Genomic DNA, 21,273 nt, shown 5'->3' with positions numbered 1-21,273 from the left:
CAATGAGTGAACTGTTTATGTCCGCCATTTAACCCCGGACGCTACAGTTGCGCAACGCCCCGAAGGACGTCTCCTTGGGGGATCAACTCGAGGAGAATTTTCATGACTTCGCGCCCCGTCATCGACGATCTGTCGTCGTTCTGGATGCCGTTCACCGCCAACCGCCAGTTCAAGGCCGCGCCGCGCCTGCTGGAATCGGCGAAGGGCATGTACTACCGCACGACCGAAGGTCGCGAGGTGCTCGACGGCTGCGCCGGTCTGTGGTGCGTGAACGCGGGCCACAGCCGCGACGAAATCGTCGCCGCGATCACGCAGCAACTCTCGACGCTCGACTTCGCGCCGACCTTCCAGATGGGCCATCCGCTCGCGTTCGAAGCGGCGTCGAAAGTCGCGGAGCTGATGCCCGCGGGCCTCGATCGCATCTTCTTCACGAACTCGGGTTCCGAATCGGTCGATACCGCACTGAAGATCGCGCTCGCGTACCACCGTGCACGCGGCGAAGGCCAGCGCACCCGGCTGATCGGCCGCGAGCGCGGCTATCACGGCGTGGGCTTCGGCGGAATTTCGGTCGGCGGCATTGCGCCGAACCGCAAGACGTTCTCGGGCGCGCTGCTGCCGTCGGTCGATCATCTGCCGCACACGCACAACCTCGAACACAACGCGTTTTCGAAGGGCCAGCCCGCGTGGGGCGCGCATCTCGCGGACGAACTCGAGCGCCTCGTCACGCTGCACGACGCATCGACGATCGCCGCAGTGATCGTCGAGCCGGTCGCCGGTTCGACCGGCGTGCTGATTCCGCCGCAGGGCTATCTGCAGCGCCTGCGCGACATCTGCACGAAGCACGGCATCCTGCTGATTTTCGACGAAGTGATCACCGGTTTCGGCCGTCTCGGCAAGGCGACGGCGAGCGAGTATTTCGGCGTGACGCCCGACCTGCTCACAATGGCGAAGGCGATCAACAACGCCGCGATCCCGATGGGCGCGGTGGCCGCGAGTCGCACGATCTACGACACGGTCGTGAACGGCGGTGCGCCAGGCGCAATCGAGCTGTTCCACGGCTACACGTATTCGGCGCACCCGGCCGCGGCCGCCGCCGCGGTCGCGACGCTCGACCTGTATCGCCGCGAGGACCTGTTCGCACGTGCCTCCGCGAAAGCCCCCGCGTTCGAAAACGCCGCGCACGCATTGCGCGACGCGAAGCACGTGAAGGACGTCCGCAACCTCGGTCTCATCGCGGGCATCGAGCTCGAATCGCGCGACGGCGCACCGGGCGCACGCGCGTACGAAGCGTTCGTGAAGTGCTTCGAGGCAGGCGTGCTGGTCCGCTTCACCGGCGACATCCTCGCGTTCTCGCCGCCGCTGATCGTCAATGAAGAACAGATCGCGCGCATCTTCGGCACCGTGCGCGAGGTGCTCGCGACGGTACAGTAACGCGGGCAAATGCGGCGGGGCACCCGTGCCCCGCGTGCATCGGCCGCGTCGACGGCGTATCGTGACGGAACCGGCCGGCGCATTGTCCGGCGCAATCGGGAGACTCGGGAGACGCCGCATGAAAGCACCGTCAATCAGGGTGGGCGCCCATATCGAAGGGATTCACTGGATCGCCGAGTACGCGGAGGGCCTGCACGAGATCCGCCTCTATCGCGAAGGGTACGAGGTGGACGTCCACGATGCACCGCCGTCGCTGTTCGGCGACGAGGAGAACGCGGGCTCGAAGGGCGTCGCCGATCATCGCGCGGCGGAAGCAGCCGTGCTCGCGTATCTGCGACGCTTCGTCGCCGAGCACGATGCGGAGGAGTGACGAATCAAAAGATTGAATGCACGCGGCGTCACGCACGCCGCGTGCAGTACTACGTGTACTGTCTCCGCCCGCTCACTCCGCCGGACGCAGCTTCTTCACTTCCTCATCCGACGGCTGCACGCTCGCGCCGTCGATATAACGGAACGACGTCATCAGCCCCTTGCCGTCCTTCACGCCGGTCACGCCGACATACGCGCCCATCGTCGACTGGTTGTCCTGCGCGCGGTACACGATCGGACCGAACGGCGTGTTCACGCCGAGCCCCTTGAACGCCGCAGCCAGCTTGTCAGGATCGGTCGAGCCGGCCTTCTTGATCCCGTCGGCAATCGACATCAGCGCCGAATAACCCACCACCGACCCGAGCCGCGGATAGTCGTGATACTTCGCGCGATACGCATCGACGAAGGTCTTGTTCGCCGGCGTGTCGATCGAATACCACGGGTAGCCCGTGACGATCCAGCCGGTCGGCGCCTCAGCACCTAGCGGATCGAGATAGTCGGGCTCGCCGGTCAGCAGCGACACGACACTGCGGTCCTTGAACAGACCGCGCGTGTTGCCTTCGCGAACGAACTTGCCGAGGTCCGCGCCGAACAGCACGTTGAAGATCGCGTCGGGCTTCGCGTCGGCGAGCGCTTGCGTCACGGCGCCGGCGTCGAGATTGCCGAGCGGCGTCGCCTGTTCGGAGACGAACTGCACGTCGGGCTGCGCGGCCTTTAGCAGCCGCTTGAACGTCGCGACCGCCGACTGCCCGTACTCGTAGTTCGGATACACGAGCGCCCAGCGCTGCTTCTTCAGCTTCGCCGCCTCGGGCACGAGCATCGCGACCTGCATGTACGTCGAAGGCCGCAGACGGTATGTGTATTTGTTGCCGTCGGCCCAGACGATCTTGTCGGTCAGCGGCTCGGCAGCGAGGAAGAAAATGCGGCGCTGCTTCGCGAAGTCGGTCAACGCGAGGCCGGTGTTCGACAGGAAGCCGCCGAACAGCAACTGCACCTGCTCGCGCGCGATCAGTTCCTGCGCGACGCGGATCGTGTCACCCGGATTGCCGTTGTCGTCACGCGACACGACTTCGAGTGGTTTGCCGAGCACGCCACCCGCCGCGTTCACCTGGTCGAGCGCCAGATTCCAGCCATTCTTGTACGGCCCGAGAAAGGCGGGCTGTGCCTTGTAGCTGTTGATTTCGCCGATCTTGATCGTCTGCTGCGCGAGCGCGCACGTGGCGGCTAGTGTCAGCGTCAACGAGATAGTCAGGCGGGTCATCCATCGTGCGCGCGTGGTCATGGTTTTCTCCGTTATCGAAAGAATTGCGGGAAGGCGAGGTACGAACTGCAAAAACGGAACGGCGGCTCGCGCGGTGAGCGGTACGGTTACGGATGCACCGGCAGGCGCGACGGCGAATGCGACCGTAACAGCAGGCGCGGCATCTGGTGCAACGACAAACCCTGCGCTCAATCCGCGCGCGGCACCGCACGAATCCGCGCGACGCTCGCCTCGATGTTCTGCCACGCGGGCTTGCCACCCGCGAACTGGCCGCGCATATACGACACAAGTTCGGCGATCTGCGCATCGTTGAAACTGTCGCGGTACGCCGGCATCGTACCGAGTTCGGGACGCGCAGGCGAGCCGATGCCGTCGAGGATCACGCGGATCAGATTGTCGGGCGCGGCGCTATGCACATTCGTGTTGAGCGCAAGCGACGGATGCGCGCCGAACAGCTGCGGGCCGCTGCCAGCGTGATGGCACGCGGCGCACGCGCCGTCGAAGAGCCGTGCGCCGACGCCGGTCGACATCTCGACCGCGACGCGGCTGCCCGCCGCCTGTTCGTATTCCTGCGCGAGCGCATGCGGATTCGCGTTCGGCTCCGCGGGGTTGAACGACGCGAGGTAGGTCGCCATCGCGCGAACGTCGCTGTCGGGCAACCCGGCCAGTTCGCTGACGACCGGTGCCATCGGCCCGGCCGCGACGCCGTGCAGCGGCGCGTGGCCGAAGCGCAGATAGCTGAACAGTTCGTCTTCGGTCCACGGCACCGGTGCATCCGACAGCGACGTCAGCGCCGGCGCGTGCCAGCCGTCCGCTTCGCCACCGCCGAGGAACGCAGCGCCGGTCCGCTCCGCACCGAACGCATTACGCGGCGAATGGCACGCGCTGCAGTGACCGAGTCCGTTCACGAGATACGCGCCGCGGTTCCATTGCGCGCTTTGCGCAGGCTCGGGTGCGACCGCCGTGCGGCGCAGAAACAGGCCGTTCCACGCGGCCATCAGCGGACGCACGCTGAACGGAAACGCAAGCGACGTCTGCGGCGGCCGCGCGCGCACCGGCGTCTGCGCCATCAGGTACGCGTACAGCGCCTTCATGTCGTCGTCGGAGACGTTCTGGAACGCCGTGTACGGAAACGCGGGGTACAGGTGCCGTCCATCGCGATGGATGCCGTTGCGCATCGCGCGCGTGAACGCTTCGAGCGACCAGTTGCCGATGCCGGTCTGCGAATCCGGCGTGATGTTCGTGCTGTAGATGATCCCGAACGGCGTCTCGAGCGGCCGGCCGCCCGCGTTCGGCACGCCGCGGGTGGCGGTGTGACACACGGCGCAGTCGCCGGCCGCCGCGAGCAGCTTGCCGCGCGCGATCAGGTCGGGCGCGAATGAGCTCGCGAGCGGCGGCGCGATCGGGGCAATCGGCGCGGGCGCAATCGACCACGCGCCGAGCCAGCCAGCGGCGCCCGCCGCAAGCGCGCCGAGAAAACCGAAACGCCAGCGTTTGCGGCGACGTGCTTTCGCTTCGTCGGCCTGCGCGTCGGCGAGCGCGGCGCGGATCACGTCGGGCGTAAACGGCGGCCGGCGAAAGCGCACGCCGGTCGCATCGAACAGCGCGTTCGCGATCGCTGCCGCGCCCGGCAGCGACGCCGATTCGCCAGCGCCCATCGGCGGCTCGCCGTGGCGCGGCATCATCACGACGTCGATCACCGGCACTTCGCGGAACGTGAGGATCGGATACGCGCCCCACTCCTGGCTCGTCACCGCGTTGTCGCCGAACGTCACGCGCTCCTTCAGTGCGCGGCTCGTCGCCTGGATCACGTTGCCGTGAATCTGGTGACGCACGCCATCCGGGTTCACCATCGTGCCCGTGTCCTGGCCGACCACGACGCGCGTCACCGCCAGCTCGCCGCTGCGCCGGTTCACCTCGACGTCGGCGACCCACGCGGACCACGCGGCGCCGAAGCCGGGAAACTTGCTGTGCACGTAGCGCGCGTACGCGAAGCCGCGGCCGCGCAGGATGTCAGCAGGTGCTGCCTCGTCCACGCTCTCATCGTTCTGCGTAGCCTCGCGCGGCGTCCATTCCGCCTTCTCCGCGACGGCCTTCACCAGATCGATCGCACGCGGATCGGTCAGATGCCGCAGCCGGAATTCGACCGGATCGACGCCCGCCTGCCCGGCCAGTTCGTCGATGAACGATTCGTGCGCGAACGTATTCGGCAATGCCGACACGCCACGCAGCCACGACGCGCGCACGATCGGCGGCATGTCGTCGCAGACGATTCGCAGGCTGCGGTAATCGTACGGCGGCACCGCGGTGCGGTCGCCCATTTCGAACACCTGAGGCTGCGGCGAGATCGCGCCGGTCAGCAGCAGTGCAAGCGTCGGCGCGTCGTTCGACGGATAGCGCGTCGCGAAGTCATAGCCGGCCAGTTGCCCGTCCTTGTCGAGCGCGCCGCGCACGTCCATCAGCTGCGCGGCGCCCTTCGGCTCCCACGCATGCTCGTCCTCGCGCGACAGCTGCACGCGCACCGGCTGCCCGACCGCGCGCGACAGCAGCGCAGCATCGGCGGCGACGTCGTCCGCGCAGTTGCGCCCGTAACACCCGGATGCGTCCTTGCGCACGATGTCGATGCGCGCTTCGTCGATGGCGAGCAACAGCGCGAGATCGGCGCGCAGCGAATGCGGGTTCTGCGTACCGGACCAGACCGTCAATGCGTCGTCGCGATAGTCCGCGACCGCGCACGACGGCCCGATCGACGCATGCATCTGGAACGGCCACACGTAAGTGCGTTCGAGCGTTTGCCCGGTCTGCGCGAGCGCCGCGTCGACGTCGCCTTCGATCACCAGATCGCGCCGCGTCGATGGATTCGCGCGCAGTGCGGCCTCGACCGCTTCGCTCGTGTCGAGCGGCGGCAGCGCATCGTGCGCATCGTCTTTCCAGCGCACGTCGAGATGTCTTGCGGCCTGCTGCGCGATCTCTTCGCGCTCGGCGACCACGCCGACGAAATCGCGGATCACGACCACCTTCACGATCCCCGGCAGATGCGCGATCGACGCCTCGTCGACCCGCAACAACGAATGCCCGATGAAGTCGCCCTGCGCGACACCCGCGTACGGCGGCCGCACGACGCGTCCATGCAGCATGCCCGGCACGCGCACGTCGTGCACGAACGCCGGTTCGCCGACGGCCTTCGCGGGAATGTCGATGCGCGGCGCACGACGTCCGACGATGCGGTAGTCCTCTGGCGCTTTCACCGGCGTATCGAGCACGAGCGGCAGTTCGATGCGCCGCCCCGCGATCAGCTCGCCGTAACCGATGCCCTGTGCCGGCGTCGCGTCGCGCGGGTACACGATGCCGTCGCGCACGTCGAGCGCTGCGGCATCGCACGCGAAATGGGCGGCCGCTTCCGAGACCAGATAACGGCGCGCCTGCGCGGCGGCCGCACGCAGCGGCACCGCGGAAATCTGGATCGTCGCGCTCGCGATCGTCGGCCCCTGGTTCGGTACGTCGCTGGTGTGACCAAGCACGATCGATACGCGCGTCAGCGGCACATCGAGTTCTTCGGCGACGATCTGCGCGAGCGCGGTGCCGATGCCGGTGCCGAGATCGACGTGTCCATTGAACGCGACGACGCTGCCGTCGCCGCACACGGCGACGAACCGTTCGGCGACGGTCGGCACATACGACGAACGCGAGCCCGGCTGACCTAGCGCGGGCTTCACGGGCGCCTGCGGCATCCGCGTGACGATGAGCACGTTCGAATCGAGGTCGAGGCGACGTGCGCCCTGCGCGTCTGGCTGCTTCGGCCCGCGCGACATGCTGAAGTCGGGGCCGGTCATGAGCGGCCTCCGGTCGCGTTTTCGACTTCAGGCGGCTGCACCTCCGTTAGCCCCCCATCCGCGAGCAACTGAATGGCACGCTGCACCGCCCGCAGGATCTCGACATGCGTCCCGCAGCGACACAGATTGCGCGACAGCTCGCGACGGATCGTCTGGTCGCTCGGATGCGGATCGCGATCGAGCAGCGCCTTCACGGTCATGATCATGCCGTTCAGACAGTAGCCGCACTGCGCGGCATCCTCGTCGATGAATGCCTGTTGCACCGGATGCGGCGCCGCGCGCGTCCCGAGCCCTTCGAGCGTGACGATCGCGCGGCCCTGCGCGACCCGCGCGGTCGTGACGCACGAACGCGTCGGCATGCCGTCGAGCAACACCGTGCACGCACCGCACTCGCCGAGTCCGCAGCCGAACTTCGGACCGTTCAGCGCGAGGTCGTTACGCAGCAGGTACAGCAGCGGCGTATCGGGATCGACGGCGAGCCTGTGCGTCGCGCCGTTCACGTCGAGCGTCAGGGGCACGGTGGGGTTCATCGGAGCGGACGCATGGCGCGGGGCACGCGGTGCGTTAAAGCACGACCGGTACTTCGGTCGCGGGCGGCGTGTTGCGGCTACGGCGACAGCGGATCAACCCGTCGATCATCACCATGCCGACGCCCGGAATGTCGCCAAGCTCCACGCTTTCGAGCAGCGTATCGGCGGCCGTGTGCTGCGCGCGATCCATAAACACGAGGTCCGCGGGACGGCCCGTTTCGATCAGCCCCTGCCGCAGATTGCGCTGCCGTGCCGTGTTGCCGGTCGCGAAGCAGAACGCGATTTCGGTGGGTATGTCGGCGAGGCTCGCGATCAGCGCGATCATCCGCAGAATGCCGAGCGGCTGCACGCCGGAGCCGGCCGGGCTGTCGGTGCCGAGGATGATGCGATGCGGGCACTTCAGTTCGATCGCGTGGCGCGCGGTCAGCAGCGCGATGCGTTCGTTGCCGTTGTGGACGATTTCGAGCGCGCGGGTGGACTGCTCGCACAGATCGCACACGTGCCGGTACGACAGCGACGTGTGCCCGCCGTTGATGTGGCCGATCACGTCGGCGTCGGCTTCGAGCACGACGTCGCGATCGATCAGCCCCGAGCCGGGAATCGACGGGCCGCCGGTGTGAATCGTGCTCTGGATCCCGTACTTGCGCGCCCACGCGACCATCTGCGCCGCTTCCTCGCCGGCCTTCACGCTGCCGAGCCCGACTTCGCCGAGCAGCTTCACACCCGCGTCGGCGAGTTCCTTGAAGTCGGCTTCGACCATGCCCTTCTCGATCACCGGCGCGCCGGCCAGCACCTTCACACCGCCGCCGACGCCCGCGCCACGCATCCCTTCGAACGAACGCTGCGCGGTGATCGCGAGCGCCTTCAGACCAACAATATCCTTTGGACGGCCGGGCAGATGCACTTCGCCGGCGGAGATCATCGTCGTCACGCCGCCGTTCAGATTCGATTCGATCCAGCCCATCTGGTTTTGCCGCGGCGTCCAGTCGCCGAACACCGGGTGCACGTGCGAATCGATCAGCCCGGGCGCGACCGTCGTGCCCTTGCAGTCGATCGTCGTGCGTGCGCCTTCGGTGTCGCAGTCCTTCTCCTTGCCGACCGCGACGATCGTGCCGTCGTCGATCACGAGCGTGTCCGCGTCGAGCACGGGGTTGTCGATGTCGCCGGACAGCAGCAGCCCGATATGCTTCACGACGACCTTGCCCGATGTGCCTGCCAACGTTTCTACCGCCATCTGTCTCTCCTTTGAACAGTCGCCTGGGTCAGACGCTCATTCAGACACTGAGATACGCGCGCCTGACCGTTTCGTTCCGCGCGAGTTCGCCGATCGTGCCGCCGAAGCGGATCTGCCCTTTTTCGAGCACGTACGCGCGGTCGCTTACCAGCTCGGCGAAGTGCAGGTTCTGTTCGGACAGCAGGATCGACAGCCCCTCGCGCTTCAGTTCGAGAATCATGTTCGCCATCTGTTCGACGATCACCGGCGCGACGCCTTCCGACGGTTCGTCGAGCAGCACGAGGTACGGATTGCCCATCAGCGTGCGCGACACGGTGAGCATCTGCTGCTCGCCGCCGCTCATCTGGCCGCCGGGGCGCCTCGGCATTTCGCCGAGATTCGGAAACAGGCGAAACAGTTTGTCGGGGGTCCATTGCGGCGCGCCGTCGCGCGGCGGCTGACGGCCCGTGTCGAGGTTTTCCAGCACAGTGAGATCGGAGAATACGCGCCGGTCTTCGGGCACGAAACCCATGCCCATCCGCGCGATGCGATACGGCGGAAACGCGCCGATGTCGGCACCGCGAAACGTCACGTGTCCTTCGCGGCGCGGCAGCAGACCCATCACGGCCTTCATCGTCGTCGACTTGCCGGCGCCATTGCGGCCCATCAGCGCGACCACTTCGCCACGCCCGACTTCGAGGTTCACGTCGAACAGGATGTGCGCGCGGCCGTAGAACGCGTTGAGACCGGACACTTTCAGCAGCGGCTCGGTGGTTGCGGCTATTGCGGTCATGGTGCTCATTGCAGCGCTCCCGATGCCAGCGGCGCATGCGGCTGGAACGTCTTGCCCGTGCCGAAGTACACCTCCTGCACGCGCACGTCGTTGCGGATCGATTCGGCATCGCCCTCGGCGATCAGCTTGCCGCGCGCGAGCACGATCATCTTGTCGGCGTACGCGAACACGACGTCCATGCTGTGCTCGGTGAACAGCACGCCGATGTTGCGCTCGATGACGAGGCGTTTGGTCAGTGCCATCAGCGCGTTGCGTTCCTGAGGTGCCATACCCGCGGTAGGCTCGTCCATCAGCAGCAGCTTCGGACGGTTCGCGAGCGCAATCGCGAGCTCGACACGCTTAACGTCCCCGTACGCGAGCACGCCGCATGAGCGATGCGCGTCCGCGGCCATGCCGACCTGTTCGAGCAGTTCGAGCGCTTCGTCCGCGAGCCACGATGCCGCCGGTTTCCACAGACCGAACAGCTTGCGTTCACGCGACACCAGCGCCATCTGCACGTTTTCGAGCACCGTCATCGAGTTGAACGTCGCAGCGATCTGGAACGTGCGGCCGACGCCGAGCCGCCAGATGTCGCGCGGCCGCATGCCGACCAGCTCGTGGCCGTCGAGCTGGATCGAGCCCGCCGACGGACGCAGTTGCCCGTTGACCATGTTGAAGCAGGTCGACTTACCCGCGCCGTTCGGCCCGAGCAGCGCAAGCAATTGACCGGCGGCGAGATCGAAACTCACATCGTCGACCGCGGTCAGTCCGCCGAACGATTTCGACAACCCCGCGACGCACAGCAGGCTCATAGCCCCTCCTTCATCGCAGCGGGTTGCGTATGCGCAGCGGCGTTCTTTGTATCAGCATCGTCGCTAGCGCCGAAGCGCTCACCAAAGCGCTCGCGCACGAAGCCGACGATCCCCTGCGGAAACGCGATCACGAGCAGCAGGATCGCGGCGCCGAGCAGCGCCTGCCAGTAATCGGTCTGGCGCGCGACGGTGTCCTGCAGCCACGTGAACACCGCGGCACCGACGACAGGACCGGTCAGCGTCTGCAGCCCGCCGAGCAGCACCATCACGAGGCCGTCGACCGACCGGCTCACGCTGATCACCTCCGGCGAGATCGTCCCCTTCGAAAACGCGTACAGCGAACCGGCGAGCCCGCAGAACAGCGACGCGACGACGAATGCGGCCCATTGCACGCGCTTCACGTCGATGCCGATCGCTTCCGCACGCAGCACCGAATCACGCGACGCGCGCATCGCGTAGCCGAGCGGCGAGAACAGCATTCGCCGTAGCAGCCACACCCCGATCGCCGCGCAGACGAGCGTCAGGTAGTAGTACGCGACTGGCGACGACAGCCAGTTCGACGGCCACAGTCCAAGCAGCCCGTTGCTGCCACCCGTCACATCGTCCCACTGGAACACGACCGACCAGACGATCTGCGCGAACGCGAGCGTCAGCATCGCGAGATAGACACCCGACAGCCGGACGCAGAACCAGCCAAACACAAGCGCGCCGCCAGCTGCGAGCAACGGACCGAGCAGTAGCGCCGCTTCCATCGGCAGCGCGAGCACCTTGAGGAACAGCGCGGCGCCATAGGCGCCGAGCCCGAAATACGCGGCATGGCCAAACGAATGCATGCCGCCCGGGCCCATGATGAAATGCAGGCTCGCCGCGAACAGCACCGCGATCAGGATTTCGACGAGCAGCACCGGCATGTATGGAAACGCGTTGGCCGCGAGCGGCGCGAGCGCAAGCACCGCAAGGACGAGCGCCGCAAGCCAGCGCAGCCGTTTGCCCGCGGGACGCAGCGGCGCTTCCGGCGCGGCCATCGCACGCACCGCCGCGCTCGCGCGGCCGAGCAGTCCCCACGGCCGCACGACGAGTACCACCGCCATCACGACGAATTCGGCGACCAGCGTGAAGCGGCTCAACGACAGATCGAGGCCAAAGATCGATACATGGCCGATGCCGATGCACAGCGCCTTGATCTCCGCGATCAGCAGCGCCGCAACGAACGCGCCCGGAATCGACCCCATCCCGCCCACGACGACGACCACGAATGCATTGCCGATCGTGTCGAGATCGAGCGACAGGTTCGCTGAAATCCTCGGCACCTGCAGCGCGCCGCCGAGCCCCGCGAGAAACGCGCCCGCGAAGAACACGCCGGTGAAGAGCCATGCCTGGTTGATACCGAGTGCGCCGAGCATCTCGCGGTCCTGCGTCGCGGCACGCACCAGCGTGCCCCAGCGCGTGCGCGTGAGTGCATACCAGAGCAACAACAACACGACCGGGCCGATCACGATCAGCGCGATGTCGTAGGTAGGCAGCGCGTGACCGAGCAACTGGACGGAGCCCGACAGATGCGGCGCGCGCGGACCGAAGAGGTCTTCAGGGCCCCACAACCAGAGCGTCGCGTCGCGAAAGATCAATACGAGTGCAAATGTCGCCAGCAGATGGAACAGCTCAGGTGCCTGATAGATCCGCCGCAGCACGACGAATTCGACGAGCGCGCCGAGCACCGCGACCGCGAGCGCGGCACCGAGCACCGACAGCCAGAACCCGCCGAACGTCGCGCCGAAACGGCTCGTCAGCGTGTACGCAACGTAGACGCCGATCATGTAGAACGAGCCATGCGCGAAGTTGACGATGCGCGTCACGCCGAAAATCAGCGACAGGCCCGCGGCGACGAGAAAAAGCGCAGACGCGTCGGCGAGTCCGTTGACGAGTTGTACCAGCAGATTCGAAAGCATCGGGTCCTCAGCTTGCCCGGACGTCGCACGGGTCCATCGATACTACGGGGCGGCGGTGATGGCGGTGTCTCACGGGCGCCGTATGCATCATCGCATCGCGGCGCACCGCAGGACACTACCAGCGAAATAAATCAGCGCAAACCGTCCTCGCCCTTGATCTCGCTTGCCTGCAGTCCGCCGATGCGCGGCAGCGGACGACCGCCCGTCGTCACCGCGACCGCGACGACGATCTCGTTCGCACGCGGCGCATCGGCGACGCGCGCTTCGATCGCATCGAAATGGCTGCGCACATACGCGGCGTCCTTATGGCCGAGCGGCACGTCGATCGCGGTGCCGAGCGTGCCCATCTTCTTCGCCGACGGCACCAGCGCCGCGCCCTTTTGCACGGCCGCGCGCAACGGCGTGCCGAGCTTCGGATGCAGGATCGCCGCTGCGTGCTCGAGCTCGCCGGCCTCGCCGACGATCGCGGCCTTGCCGTAACTCTGCGCGTCGCCGGGCGCGATGCCGAGCGCCTCGACGCAGCGCTTGCCGAGCAGTCCGCCGAGTTCTTCGCCAGCCTCGATCAGCGCGTCGAGCTGCGGCGCGTAGTGGCCCGCGTACGGGTTGTCGATCACCGCGATCGCGACCGCGCGGCGCACCGGCGGATCGATCGTCTGTCCCATCTCGATGCGTGTCTCGTCCACCTGCACGATCAGCTTGCGAAGCTTGATTGCCATGTTGCTCTCCGTGTGTTCTTTCGGTGTTTCATTACTGTGCTGTGTGTGCCTCAGCGCAGGCCGTCCTTGCCGGCGATCGCATCCTTCGACAGTCCGCCGACGCGCGCATGCACGCGCTGCCCCGTGCTCATCGCGAGGATGTAGACGACCTCGTCGGCAGCGGGCGCGCCGGGCACGCGTACTTCGATCGCGTCGAAATGACTGCGTACGTAGCTCGCGTTCACGTGCGTCATCGGCACGTCGAGCGCGGCGGATGGGGCACCGACTTTCTTCGTCGACGGCACGATCGCATTGGTCGGCACGCCGTGTTTTTCGAGCAGCTCGCGCATCGCGTAACCGCCCGGCACGTGCCACAGCGCACCGTGTTCCAGTTCGCCCGCCGAGCCCACGATGGCTCCTTTACCGTAGCCTTCGATCGCCGCGTGCGGCACCGCCATCGCTTCGAGCAGCCGGTTCGCGAGCGCGACGCCGATCGGTTTCAGCAGTTCCATCGCGTGGTCGATCTGCGGCTCGTAGCGGCCCGCGAACGGGTTGGTCATCACTGCGGCGAGCGTGCCGCGTCGCAGCGGATGCGCGGGCGGCGGCCCGAATTCATGAAAAATGTCTTCGACGTGCGTCAGCACGCGGCGTATTTCGAACACGACGCCTCCATTGGGTCGGGGGTGCGGGCCGGACGCGTATCGTCCGGTCTCACTTGAAATTTATCGAGTGCAGTGGGCGCGGCGATGCCGGTTGCGCGCGCACGTCGTTGCAGAAAAAGTGCCGCTCCAGCGATCGTGCCGTCGTCGCACAGACGCTGCGCAACGCGTGCGCCGCGTTCGAGCGCGAAGTCGATGAGCGGCGGCGGCAGCAACGGCACATCGACGGTCACCGGCAGTTCGCCGAGATCGCTGTCGTCGTTCAGCGACGACGCGGGGCGTCGCACGATGCCAGCGTGATCGAGATCGACCGCGTTCGCGACGATGGTCGCCGCGGCGTCCGCGTCCGCTGCGGTGCGCGCGAGTACGGTCGCACTGTCAGCGATGCCGAGGCTGAAGCTGCGGCCGCGCCAGCCGCTCGTCGCAATGCCGCGCACGGGCATCGATGCATCGAGTGTCAGGTGCGCATCGAGCGCGTGGGTTGTATTGCCATCGAATGCGGCAAGATCGGCGAATACGCCGACCCGGTAATGCTGGCCGTCGGTCAGATGCAGCGCGATGTCGCCGCCGTTGTTCACGAACGCGCGCGCGACGCCGGGCCGCGCGAACGCAGCGATCAGTTCGTCGGCGACGCTGCCCGCGACCGCGGCCATCGGTGTGATGTAGTGCGCGCGATGCGGATGGCACGCAGCCCACATGCGACGCGCAATCGGACCGCTGCACGGATTGTCTAGTGCCGTTGCGTCGGCGCACAACGGCCGGCGCAGCAGCGGCAGTTCGCCGACCAGTTCCGCAAGCACGCCGGCGAAACGCTGCCAGCATGCGTCGTGCGCGGCGCTTACCGCGTGCGCGTCGCCATCGGCACCAGCGATGATGTCGATCGGACCGTGCTGCAGATGCCAGCGACCATCGGCCAGACGCACGCGCGTCGCGCCGCTCGCCGCTGTTTCAACGGCGGCGGTAAGGACAGGCGTGATGATAGTCGCGTTCATCGTCGTCAACCAAGCATCGGCGAGATGCCGAGCGGCCATGGATTGTCCGGATGCCGTGCGAGCGTGCGGCGCGCGAGCGGCGCACCTTCGACGTGTTCCGGGCCGCGTGCGAGCACCGTTTCGATCGGCTGTATCGCGTCCATATGACCGCCGAGATCGCGATACGCGTCGAGCGTCATCGAGAATTCGATCGGCGCGACGATCGCGGGTGTCGGCACCGTGCCGAACGAGTGGTCCGGCATCCGCGCGACGTCAACCATCACGGTAATGCCGCCGCCAGGCCACACATACGCGGGCGCACCGCCGCACGTGACGTTGACGAGACGCTCCTTGATCGCGCGCGTGAGGCGCACCGGGTTTTCCGTCGCGCCCGCGCGCAGGCTGCCGCCCGCGCCGCCGATAAACAGCACCGTCGCCAGCGACGGCTCGCAGTTCTCGCCAATCCGCTCGACCGTGCTGCGCACTGCGTCAGGCATCTGCGCGATCTGCGGCACCAGGTTGGCGTCGAGTTCGTACCACTGCGCGTGTTCGCCGGTCGTCGACACCATCAGCACGCGCATGCCAGGCCGCGCGACCGCGGGATCGAATCCTTCGACGATTGCGAGCGGGTCCTGGATGTCGGTACCGCCCCAGCCGATGCCCGGATTCGCGACCTGAAAATAGCGGCCCGGCGTCGATTTGCGACCGCGAATCTTCAGTCCCGAACGGGTCATGCCGAGACAACGTCCCGCCTGATGCTCGGTCAGCACGCCGGTAATGTGATCGTCGACGACGACCACTTCGTCAACGTGACCGAACCATTGTTTCGCGAAGATGCCGATCGTCGCGGAGCCGCAGCCGACGCGCATGCGCCGCTCTTCCACCCCGTCGACCACCGGCGCCGCGCCCGCGCGGATCACGAGACTGGCGCCGCCGTCGATCGTCAATTCGACGGCTTTCTTGTTGCCGAGCGCTTCCATCATGTCGCAGGTGACGCGGCCTTCTTTCTTGCTGCCGCCGGTCAGATGGTGGACGCCGCCGAGGCTGAGCATCTGCGAGCCGTATTCGGCCGTGCTGACGTGCCCGACGATCTCGCCCTGGCAACGCACGTTCGACTGCTCCGGACCGAGAAAGCGGTCGGTGTCGATCTTCACCTTGAAACTGCAGTAGCTGAAGATGCCCTCGGTGACGACGGTCACCATGTCGACGTTGTCCTGCCGCGACGACACGATGAACGGCGCAGGCTTGTAGTCGGGATACGTCGACGATGCACCGACACCGGTCACGAAGAGCGGCGTGTCGACGGCTGTGCCGCCTTGCGCGTGCGTATCGAACTCGATCGCACCCGGCTCGTCCACCGACGCCGCGCGCGACACGAAACACACCGGGTCGACGCGAATCAGCCGGCCGTCCGCGTTCGCATAGCGGTCGCATGCGCCGGTACGCCCTTCGGAGATCTGGCACAACACGGGGCACGCGTTGCATTCGATCTTGTTGACCGCCATCCGCTCGCTGCGCGGCGCGGCTTTTTCGAGGACGGTGGGTCCCGGCGTCGTGGCGGTAGCGCCGTCGACGCGATCTGCACCGAAATCGACCTTCGTATGTTCAGTCATGGGTGGGGTTCCATACGACGACATTACATCAGGTCCTGCCCGGTGAAAAAATGCCTTGTTTCAGGGCACTTTCCTGTGACGCGCGACATTTTCAATTTTGAAAAATGTTGCGGTCACTCACCGTTCGTGTAGTATCCACTACACCAAACATGATTGAAATCTACTCGATCAAAATAGACTGCGCAACGTCTTTTCCCCCACACGTCTCAATGCTGCGCCGCGCCATCGTGCGCGTTCCGCACCGTGCTGAAGGAGTCTTGCCGTGACTCATGTCGTGACCGAAGCCTGCATCCGCTGCCGCTACACCGATTGCGTCGAAGTCTGTCCTGTGGACTGCTTTCATGCCGGGCCGAACATGCTGGTGATCGACCCCGACGAATGCATCGACTGCGCGGTCTGCATTGCGGAGTGTCCGGTCAATGCAATTTACGCCGAAGACGACCTGCCCGCTGGCCAGGAAGCTTTCGTCGAGCTGAATGCCGAACTCGCCGTCGTGTTCCCCACGCTGACGAAAGCCGGGCCACCGCTGCCCGACGCGGATGCGTGGAAGGACGTGACCGGCAAGCTGTCGCTGCTCGAGCGCTGAGCCCGGGCGAGCGACGTACTGCCTCACCGTTGTCGTTCCTTCCATTCACCAAAGGAGAAACCCATGAACGAGGTCGCCGACCGCCCGACCCAGCACGTCACCCCCGCCGAACCGCCAACGCCCATCGAGACCGACGCATTGATCGTCGGTGCCGGGCCGGTCGGCCTCTTTCAGGTGTTCGAGCTGGGCCTGCTGGAAATCCGCGCGCATGTCATCGATTCGCTGCCCGTCGTCGGCGGCCAGTGCGTGGAGCTGTACCCCGACAAACCGATCTACGACATTCCCGCTGTGCCGATCTGCACCGGCCAGGAACTCGCCGATAATCTGATGAAACAGATCGAGCCGTTCGGCGCGACGTTTCACCTGAGCCAGGAAGTGCAGATCGTCGAACGGCTCGACGACGGTCGCTTCTTCGTGCGCACGAGCAAGAACACCGAATTCATCGCGAAGACGATCTTCATCGCCGCGGGCGTCGGGTCGTTCCAGCCGCGCACGCTGAAGGTGGCCGGCATCGACAGGCATCACGGACGGCAACTGTTCTACCGGGTCCGCGACCCGGAACTCTTTCGCGACAAGGACATCGTGATCTGCGGCGGCGGCGATTCGGCACTCGACTGGGCGCTCAATCTCGTCGACATCGCGCAAAGCGTCGTGCTCGTGCACCGGCGCGACGAATTCCGCGCTGCGCCGGCATCGGTCGCGAAGATGCGCGCGCTGTGCGACGAAATGTCGATGCAATGCCTGATCGGTCAGATCAATGGTTTCGAGGATCGCGGTGACGCGCTGCACCGGCTCAAGGTCACGGGCGGCGACGGCGTCACGCGCACGCTCGAACTCGATCACCTGCTGGTGTTCTTCGGACTGTCGCCGCAGCTTGGGCCCATTGCGCAATGGGGGCTCGGCATCGAGCGCAAGCAGATCGGTGTCAACACCGAAAAGTTCGAGACGAACGTGCCCGGCATCTTCGCGGTGGGCGACATCAACACCTATCCGGGCAAGAAAAAACTGATCCTGTCGGGCTTCCACGAAGCGGCGCTCGCCGCATTCGGCGCGGCGCCCTACATCTTCCCGGACAAGAAGATCCACATGCAGTACACGACGACGAGCACGAAGCTGCACAAGGTGCTCGGCGTCGAAACGCCGGTGTTCGATTGACGCGCGCCTGGTTATGATGGCAGCGCACCGGCCGCGAACGAAGCCGGTGCGCTGTCGTCATCGTCATCCGATTTTCAAGCGAGGCTGCCCATGAGTCCCACTGCTGTCCGCAAGCCCGGCGCTACCGGCATCCGTGCGAAGCAGGCGCAGGACACGCGCGCGAAAATTCTGAAAGCCGCGATCAAGGTATTCGCGAAACAGGGTTATGCGAGCGGCCGCGTCGAGAGCATTTCGAAGGCCGCGCGCTCGCACGACCGGATGATCTACTACTACTTCGGCAGCAAGGAACAGCTCTTCATCGAAGTGCTGGAAACGATCTACACGCAGTTCAACGAAGCGGAAAGCCGCCTGAATCTCGATCTCGACGACCCGGTTCACGGCCTGTCGCAGATGGTCGAATTCGTCTGGCAGTATTACCTCGATCATCCGGAGTTCGTCACGCTGCTGTCGAGCGAGAACCTGCATCAGGGCAAGCACGCGAAAAAATCGTCGAAGCTGCGGGAAATCTCGGGCTATGCGATCTCGGTCGTGCAGAAGCTGCTCGACGCGGGCCGCGCGCAGGGCGTGTTCCGCGAGAACGTCGCGGCACGCGACGTGTACATCATGATCGCGTCGCTCGGCTACTTCTACAACGCGAACCAGTACACGCTAAGCGCGTTTCTCGGCGAAACGCTGATGGACAAGGCGGCGCTCGCGCACTGGCGCGAGACGATCAAGGAAACGGTGTTGCGAGCGGTGCTGCTGAATGTGCCGGTTGATACAACACCGACGGCGGCGGGCGCGGCGGGCAACGTGTCCGTCTGAACGCAGCGAGCTTGCGTCAGCCCTGTGCTGCGTCTTCTTCGCGGAACAGCTTGTCGGCGAGATGAAACGCCGAATTCGCGGCAGGCACGCCGCAGTAGATCGCGGTCTGCAGCAGCACTTCCTTGATCTCGTCGTGCGTGACGCCGTTGTTTTTCGCTGCACGCAGATGCAGCGCGAGCTCTTCATTGCGGTTCAGCGCGACCAGCATCGCGATCGTCAGCAGACTGCGCGTGTGACGCGGCAGGCCGTCGCGCGTCCAGATTTCGCCCCACGCGTAGCGCGTGATCAATTGCTGGAATTCGGTCGTCAGTTCGGTGCGGTTCGCGAGCGAGCGCTCGACGTGTGCGTCACCCAGTACCGCGCGCCGCACGTCGAGCCCGGCTTCGTAGCGTTCGTCTTCGTTCATCGCGGCTCCGTCAGGAAGTCGAGCAGCGCGGCGGTGAACGCGTCGGCCTGCTCGATGTTCGAAATGTGCGATGCGTCCAGTTCCAGATAACGCGAACCGGGGATCGCGTCGGCGAGTTCGCGCCCCTGCGCGGCGGTCGCGGCAAGATCGTGCGTGCCCGTGATCACGAGCGCGGGCGCGCGGATGCCCGGCGCTTCCGCGCGCAGATCGGTCGCGTCGATCGCCTCGCAGTTCAGCGCGTAGCCTTCGCGGTCGGTGTGCACGAACACGTCGCGCACGAAGCCGACCGCGCGCGGTTCGCGGGCCGCGAATGCTGGGGTGAACCAGCGCGCGAGCACGACGTCGGCGAGCCCGGTCATGCCTTCGCTGCGGGCCCGCGCGGCACGCGGCCCCCACACTTCCGGCGAGCCGATCTGTGCCGCGGTATTCGCGAGCACGACACGGTCGACCCGCGCACCGTGACGTGCGGCGAGCGCGATGCCCGTCAAACCGCCCATCGACACACCCGCGAAATGCGCGCGCGCGATCTTCAGCGTGTCCATCAGGCCGAGCACGTCGCCGGCGAGTTGCTCGATCGTGTAGGGCCCCTTCGGTGCCTCCGAATGACCGTGGCCACGCGTGTCGTAGCGCAGCACACGAAAGCGCTGCGCGAGTGCCGCGACCTGCGGCGTCCACAATGACAGATCGCTGCCGAGCGAATTGGACAGCACGATCCACGGCGCGCTGCCGTGGCGGTCGCCGTCGATCCGGTAATGAAGCTCGGTGCCGTTGACTGCGGCGTAGGGCATGCCGTTACTCCTCTGAGGACGTACGTGCTGCGTGTGCAGTGTGAAGGGCTAGCACGGCATCGACGTACGCGTGCGCCGAGCCGACGTAATTCGCGGGATCGAGCAACCGCTTCAACTCGTCCGGCGACAGGTGCTGTGCGATGTCGGGGTCGGCGCACAGCACGTCGAAGAGTGGCTGCCCGGTGCGCACCGCCGTCTTCGACGCGGCTTCGACGCGGCGATGCGCGTCGAGCCGCCCGATCCGGTCGCCGAGCGCGAGCATCACCGCTTCGCCGAGAATCAGCCCGTGTGTCGCGTCGAGATTTGCGGCGAGCCGCTCGCGATTCACGTCGAGCCCCACGACGATCTGCCCGATGTTCGCGAGCGCGCCGCCCGCGAGCCTCGCGAGGTCAGGCAACGCGTCCCATTCGGCCTGCCAGCCGCCGAGCGCGCGTTCGTGCTCCTGGACCATGCCGGCCAGCACCGTCGCGACGAGGCCGGGCGCGCGCGTCGCTGCAGTGAGTACCGCCGCGCAGCCGACAGGATTGCGCTTGTGCGGCATCGTCGACGAACCGCCCTTGCCGGCCGCGGCCGGTTCGGCCAGCTCGCCGATTTCGGTTTGCATCTGCAGCGAGATGTCGCGCGCGATCTTGCCGAGCGTGCCGATCAGCATGCCGAAGAACGACGCGGCATCCGCGATGCGATCGCGCTGTGTGTGCCACGGCAGCGCCGGCTCGGCGAGGCCGAGGTCCTCCGCAAGCGAACGCGTGACCGCCGGCGCGGCGTCGCGCAGGCTCGCGAGCGTGCCGGCCGCGCCACCGAACTGCAGCACCAGCGTCCGTTCACGCAGCGCATCGAGCCGGTCGCGATGACGCAGCAGCGCATCGAGCCATTGTGCGAACTTCAGTCCCAGTGTGATCGGCAGCGCCTGTTGCAGCCACGTGCGGCCGACAGCCGGTGTCGCACGATGCGTAGTCGCGAGCGCGGCCAGCGCCGCGCACGTCGACGCGAGCATCCCGTCGAGCAGATCGAACGTCGCGCGCAGTTGCAGCACGGTCGCGGTATCGATGATGTCCTGGCTCGTCGCGCCCCAATGCACGTACTTCGCAGCCTGCGCATCGGCGGCCTGCACGCGTGCGGTCAGCTGCTTGACGAGCGGAATCGCGAGATTGCCGCCAAGCGCCGCGTCGCGCACGAGCGCATCCGCATCAAGCTGGCCGGCCTGGCACGCGGCCTCGATCGGCGCGACGGCGGCCTGCGGAATCACGCGATGCGCAGCCGACGCACGCGCAAGCGCGGCTTCGACGTCGAGCATCCGCTGCAAGGTTGCGCGCGGCGACCAGATGTCGTTCATCGGCTGGGTGCCGCAGATAAGGCCGGTCAGACGGGCGCTGTCTTCGAGCATGGTGGCTTCTTCAGCGAAACGAAAGGAAACAGGGTGTTCGGCTCA

At 66.4% G+C, this 21,273-nt stretch carries 19 protein-coding genes; 5 read left to right on the top strand and 14 right to left on the bottom strand.

From position 1 onward, the window contains the following. Nucleotides 1–102: 102 nt before the first annotated feature. On the top strand, nt 103–1,431 hold the full coding sequence (locus ACREXZ_RS12305; RefSeq protein WP_431764350.1) for an aspartate aminotransferase family protein: 1,329 nt from the start codon (nt 103–105) through the stop codon (nt 1,429–1,431). A gap of 118 nt (nt 1,432–1,549) precedes the next feature. Beyond that, nucleotides 1,550–1,801, top strand: a complete 252-nt coding sequence (locus ACREXZ_RS12300; RefSeq protein WP_431764349.1) for a hypothetical protein — start codon at nt 1,550–1,552, stop codon at nt 1,799–1,801. A gap of 72 nt (nt 1,802–1,873) precedes the next feature. On the opposite strand, the gene ACREXZ_RS12295 is transcribed toward ACREXZ_RS12300, so the two are convergent. The 11 genes from ACREXZ_RS12295 to ACREXZ_RS12245 form a co-directional block, all read right to left on the bottom strand. After that, entirely contained in the window at nt 1,874–3,082 is a 1,209-nt protein-coding gene (locus ACREXZ_RS12295; protein ID WP_431764348.1) for an ABC transporter substrate-binding protein, read from the bottom strand. A 167-nt stretch (nt 3,083–3,249) separates the two neighbouring features. After that, nucleotides 3,250–6,894 (bottom strand): molybdopterin cofactor-binding domain-containing protein, encoded by a 3,645-nt coding sequence (locus tag ACREXZ_RS12290; protein WP_431764347.1) that lies wholly within the window; start codon nt 6,892–6,894, stop codon nt 3,250–3,252. Further along, nucleotides 6,891–7,424 (bottom strand): (2Fe-2S)-binding protein, encoded by a 534-nt coding sequence (locus ACREXZ_RS12285; RefSeq protein ID WP_431764346.1) that lies wholly within the window; start codon nt 7,422–7,424, stop codon nt 6,891–6,893. The genes ACREXZ_RS12290 and ACREXZ_RS12285 overlap by 4 nt, the downstream gene beginning before the upstream one ends. Nucleotides 7,425–7,458: 34 nt before the next feature. Further along, the gene (locus tag ACREXZ_RS12280) at nt 7,459–8,658 is read right to left on the bottom strand and encodes an amidohydrolase family protein (protein WP_431764345.1); all 1,200 of its coding nucleotides are present in this window, start codon (nt 8,656–8,658) and stop codon (nt 7,459–7,461) included. 40 nt (nt 8,659–8,698) lie between these two features. Continuing rightward, nucleotides 8,699–9,430 (bottom strand): ABC transporter ATP-binding protein, encoded by a 732-nt coding sequence (locus ACREXZ_RS12275; RefSeq protein ID WP_431764492.1) that lies wholly within the window; start codon nt 9,428–9,430, stop codon nt 8,699–8,701. 5 nt (nt 9,431–9,435) lie between these two features. Further along, a complete protein-coding gene (locus ACREXZ_RS12270) occupies nt 9,436–10,221 on the bottom strand; it encodes an ABC transporter ATP-binding protein (protein ID WP_431764344.1) in 786 nt (261 codons plus the stop codon). Further along, the gene (locus ACREXZ_RS12265; protein WP_431764343.1) at nt 10,218–12,167 is read right to left on the bottom strand and encodes an ABC transporter permease; all 1,950 of its coding nucleotides are present in this window, start codon (nt 12,165–12,167) and stop codon (nt 10,218–10,220) included. Before ACREXZ_RS12265 ends, ACREXZ_RS12270 begins: the two co-directional genes overlap by 4 nt. 131 nt (nt 12,168–12,298) lie before the next feature. Next, complete coding sequence (locus ACREXZ_RS12260; RefSeq protein ID WP_431764342.1) at nt 12,299–12,883, bottom strand: amino acid synthesis family protein; 585 nt, start codon at nt 12,881–12,883, stop codon at nt 12,299–12,301. Between the two features lie 50 nt (nt 12,884–12,933). After that, nucleotides 12,934–13,524 (bottom strand): amino acid synthesis family protein, encoded by a 591-nt coding sequence (locus tag ACREXZ_RS12255; protein WP_431764341.1) that lies wholly within the window; start codon nt 13,522–13,524, stop codon nt 12,934–12,936. Further along, complete coding sequence (locus ACREXZ_RS12250; protein ID WP_431764340.1) at nt 13,500–14,513, bottom strand: UPF0280 family protein; 1,014 nt, start codon at nt 14,511–14,513, stop codon at nt 13,500–13,502. Before ACREXZ_RS12250 ends, ACREXZ_RS12255 begins: the two co-directional genes overlap by 25 nt. Before the next feature lie 5 nt (nt 14,514–14,518). Beyond that, nucleotides 14,519–16,105, bottom strand: coding sequence for a 6-hydroxynicotinate reductase (locus ACREXZ_RS12245; RefSeq protein WP_431764339.1), 1,587 nt, complete (start codon nt 16,103–16,105; stop codon nt 14,519–14,521). A gap of 262 nt (nt 16,106–16,367) precedes the next feature. Between ACREXZ_RS12245 and fdxA the strand changes: the two genes are divergently transcribed. From fdxA to ACREXZ_RS12230, 3 genes are all read left to right on the top strand, one after another. Next, complete coding sequence (gene fdxA, locus ACREXZ_RS12240) at nt 16,368–16,691, top strand: ferredoxin FdxA (protein ID WP_431764338.1); 324 nt, start codon at nt 16,368–16,370, stop codon at nt 16,689–16,691. A gap of 63 nt (nt 16,692–16,754) precedes the next feature. Continuing rightward, nucleotides 16,755–17,846 (top strand): NAD(P)/FAD-dependent oxidoreductase, encoded by a 1,092-nt coding sequence (locus ACREXZ_RS12235; RefSeq protein WP_431764337.1) that lies wholly within the window; start codon nt 16,755–16,757, stop codon nt 17,844–17,846. 90 nt (nt 17,847–17,936) lie between these two features. After that, a complete protein-coding gene (locus tag ACREXZ_RS12230) occupies nt 17,937–18,650 on the top strand; it encodes a TetR/AcrR family transcriptional regulator (RefSeq protein ID WP_431764336.1) in 714 nt (237 codons plus the stop codon). A 16-nt stretch (nt 18,651–18,666) separates the two neighbouring features. Here the strand turns inward: ACREXZ_RS12230 and pcaC are convergent, their stop codons facing one another. The 3 genes from pcaC to ACREXZ_RS12215 are packed head-to-tail and all read right to left on the bottom strand — an operon-like array spanning nt 18,667 to nt 21,228. Further along, the gene (pcaC, locus tag ACREXZ_RS12225; protein ID WP_431764335.1) at nt 18,667–19,056 is read right to left on the bottom strand and encodes a 4-carboxymuconolactone decarboxylase; all 390 of its coding nucleotides are present in this window, start codon (nt 19,054–19,056) and stop codon (nt 18,667–18,669) included. Then, nucleotides 19,053–19,844: a 3-oxoadipate enol-lactonase gene (pcaD, locus tag ACREXZ_RS12220; RefSeq protein WP_431764334.1), complete on the bottom strand. Its 792-nt coding sequence runs from the start codon at nt 19,842–19,844 to the stop codon at nt 19,053–19,055. Before pcaD ends, pcaC begins: the two co-directional genes overlap by 4 nt. A 4-nt stretch (nt 19,845–19,848) precedes the next feature. Continuing rightward, nucleotides 19,849–21,228: a 3-carboxy-cis,cis-muconate cycloisomerase gene (locus ACREXZ_RS12215; protein ID WP_431764333.1), complete on the bottom strand. Its 1,380-nt coding sequence runs from the start codon at nt 21,226–21,228 to the stop codon at nt 19,849–19,851. Nucleotides 21,229–21,273: the final 45 nt, after the last annotated feature.

Source organism: Paraburkholderia sp. (genome assembly GCF_050742655.1).
Lineage (GTDB): Bacteria > Pseudomonadota > Gammaproteobacteria > Burkholderiales > Burkholderiaceae > Paraburkholderia.
The sequence above is the reverse complement of the archived record's forward strand: the minus strand, read 5'-3'. Positions and strand labels throughout refer to the sequence as shown.

Coding starts and splice junctions, on each gene's coding strand:
- ACREXZ_RS12295 (WP_431764348.1), bottom strand. CDS start 3,082: ATGACCACGCGCGCACGATGGATGACCCGCCTGACTATCTCGTTGACG.
- ACREXZ_RS12285 (WP_431764346.1), bottom strand. CDS start 7,424: ATGAACCCCACCGTGCCCCTGACGCTCGACGTGAACGGCGCGACGCAC.
- pcaD (WP_431764334.1), bottom strand. CDS start 19,844: ATGCCCTACGCCGCAGTCAACGGCACCGAGCTTCATTACCGGATCGAC.
- ACREXZ_RS12230 (WP_431764336.1), top strand. CDS start 17,937: ATGAGTCCCACTGCTGTCCGCAAGCCCGGCGCTACCGGCATCCGTGCG.
- ACREXZ_RS12265 (WP_431764343.1), bottom strand. CDS start 12,167: ATGCTTTCGAATCTGCTGGTACAACTCGTCAACGGACTCGCCGACGCG.
- ACREXZ_RS12290 (WP_431764347.1), bottom strand. CDS start 6,894: ATGACCGGCCCCGACTTCAGCATGTCGCGCGGGCCGAAGCAGCCAGAC.
- ACREXZ_RS12300 (WP_431764349.1), top strand. CDS start 1,550: ATGAAAGCACCGTCAATCAGGGTGGGCGCCCATATCGAAGGGATTCAC.
- ACREXZ_RS12215 (WP_431764333.1), bottom strand. CDS start 21,228: ATGCTCGAAGACAGCGCCCGTCTGACCGGCCTTATCTGCGGCACCCAG.
- ACREXZ_RS12250 (WP_431764340.1), bottom strand. CDS start 14,513: ATGAACGCGACTATCATCACGCCTGTCCTTACCGCCGCCGTTGAAACA.
- ACREXZ_RS12275 (WP_431764492.1), bottom strand. CDS start 9,430: ATGACCGCAATAGCCGCAACCACCGAGCCGCTGCTGAAAGTGTCCGGT.
- ACREXZ_RS12245 (WP_431764339.1), bottom strand. CDS start 16,105: ATGACTGAACATACGAAGGTCGATTTCGGTGCAGATCGCGTCGACGGC.
- ACREXZ_RS12235 (WP_431764337.1), top strand. CDS start 16,755: ATGAACGAGGTCGCCGACCGCCCGACCCAGCACGTCACCCCCGCCGAA.
- ACREXZ_RS12305 (WP_431764350.1), top strand. CDS start 103: ATGACTTCGCGCCCCGTCATCGACGATCTGTCGTCGTTCTGGATGCCG.
- ACREXZ_RS12270 (WP_431764344.1), bottom strand. CDS start 10,221: ATGAGCCTGCTGTGCGTCGCGGGGTTGTCGAAATCGTTCGGCGGACTG.
- pcaC (WP_431764335.1), bottom strand. CDS start 19,056: ATGAACGAAGACGAACGCTACGAAGCCGGGCTCGACGTGCGGCGCGCG.
- ACREXZ_RS12280 (WP_431764345.1), bottom strand. CDS start 8,658: ATGGCGGTAGAAACGTTGGCAGGCACATCGGGCAAGGTCGTCGTGAAG.
- ACREXZ_RS12260 (WP_431764342.1), bottom strand. CDS start 12,883: ATGGCAATCAAGCTTCGCAAGCTGATCGTGCAGGTGGACGAGACACGC.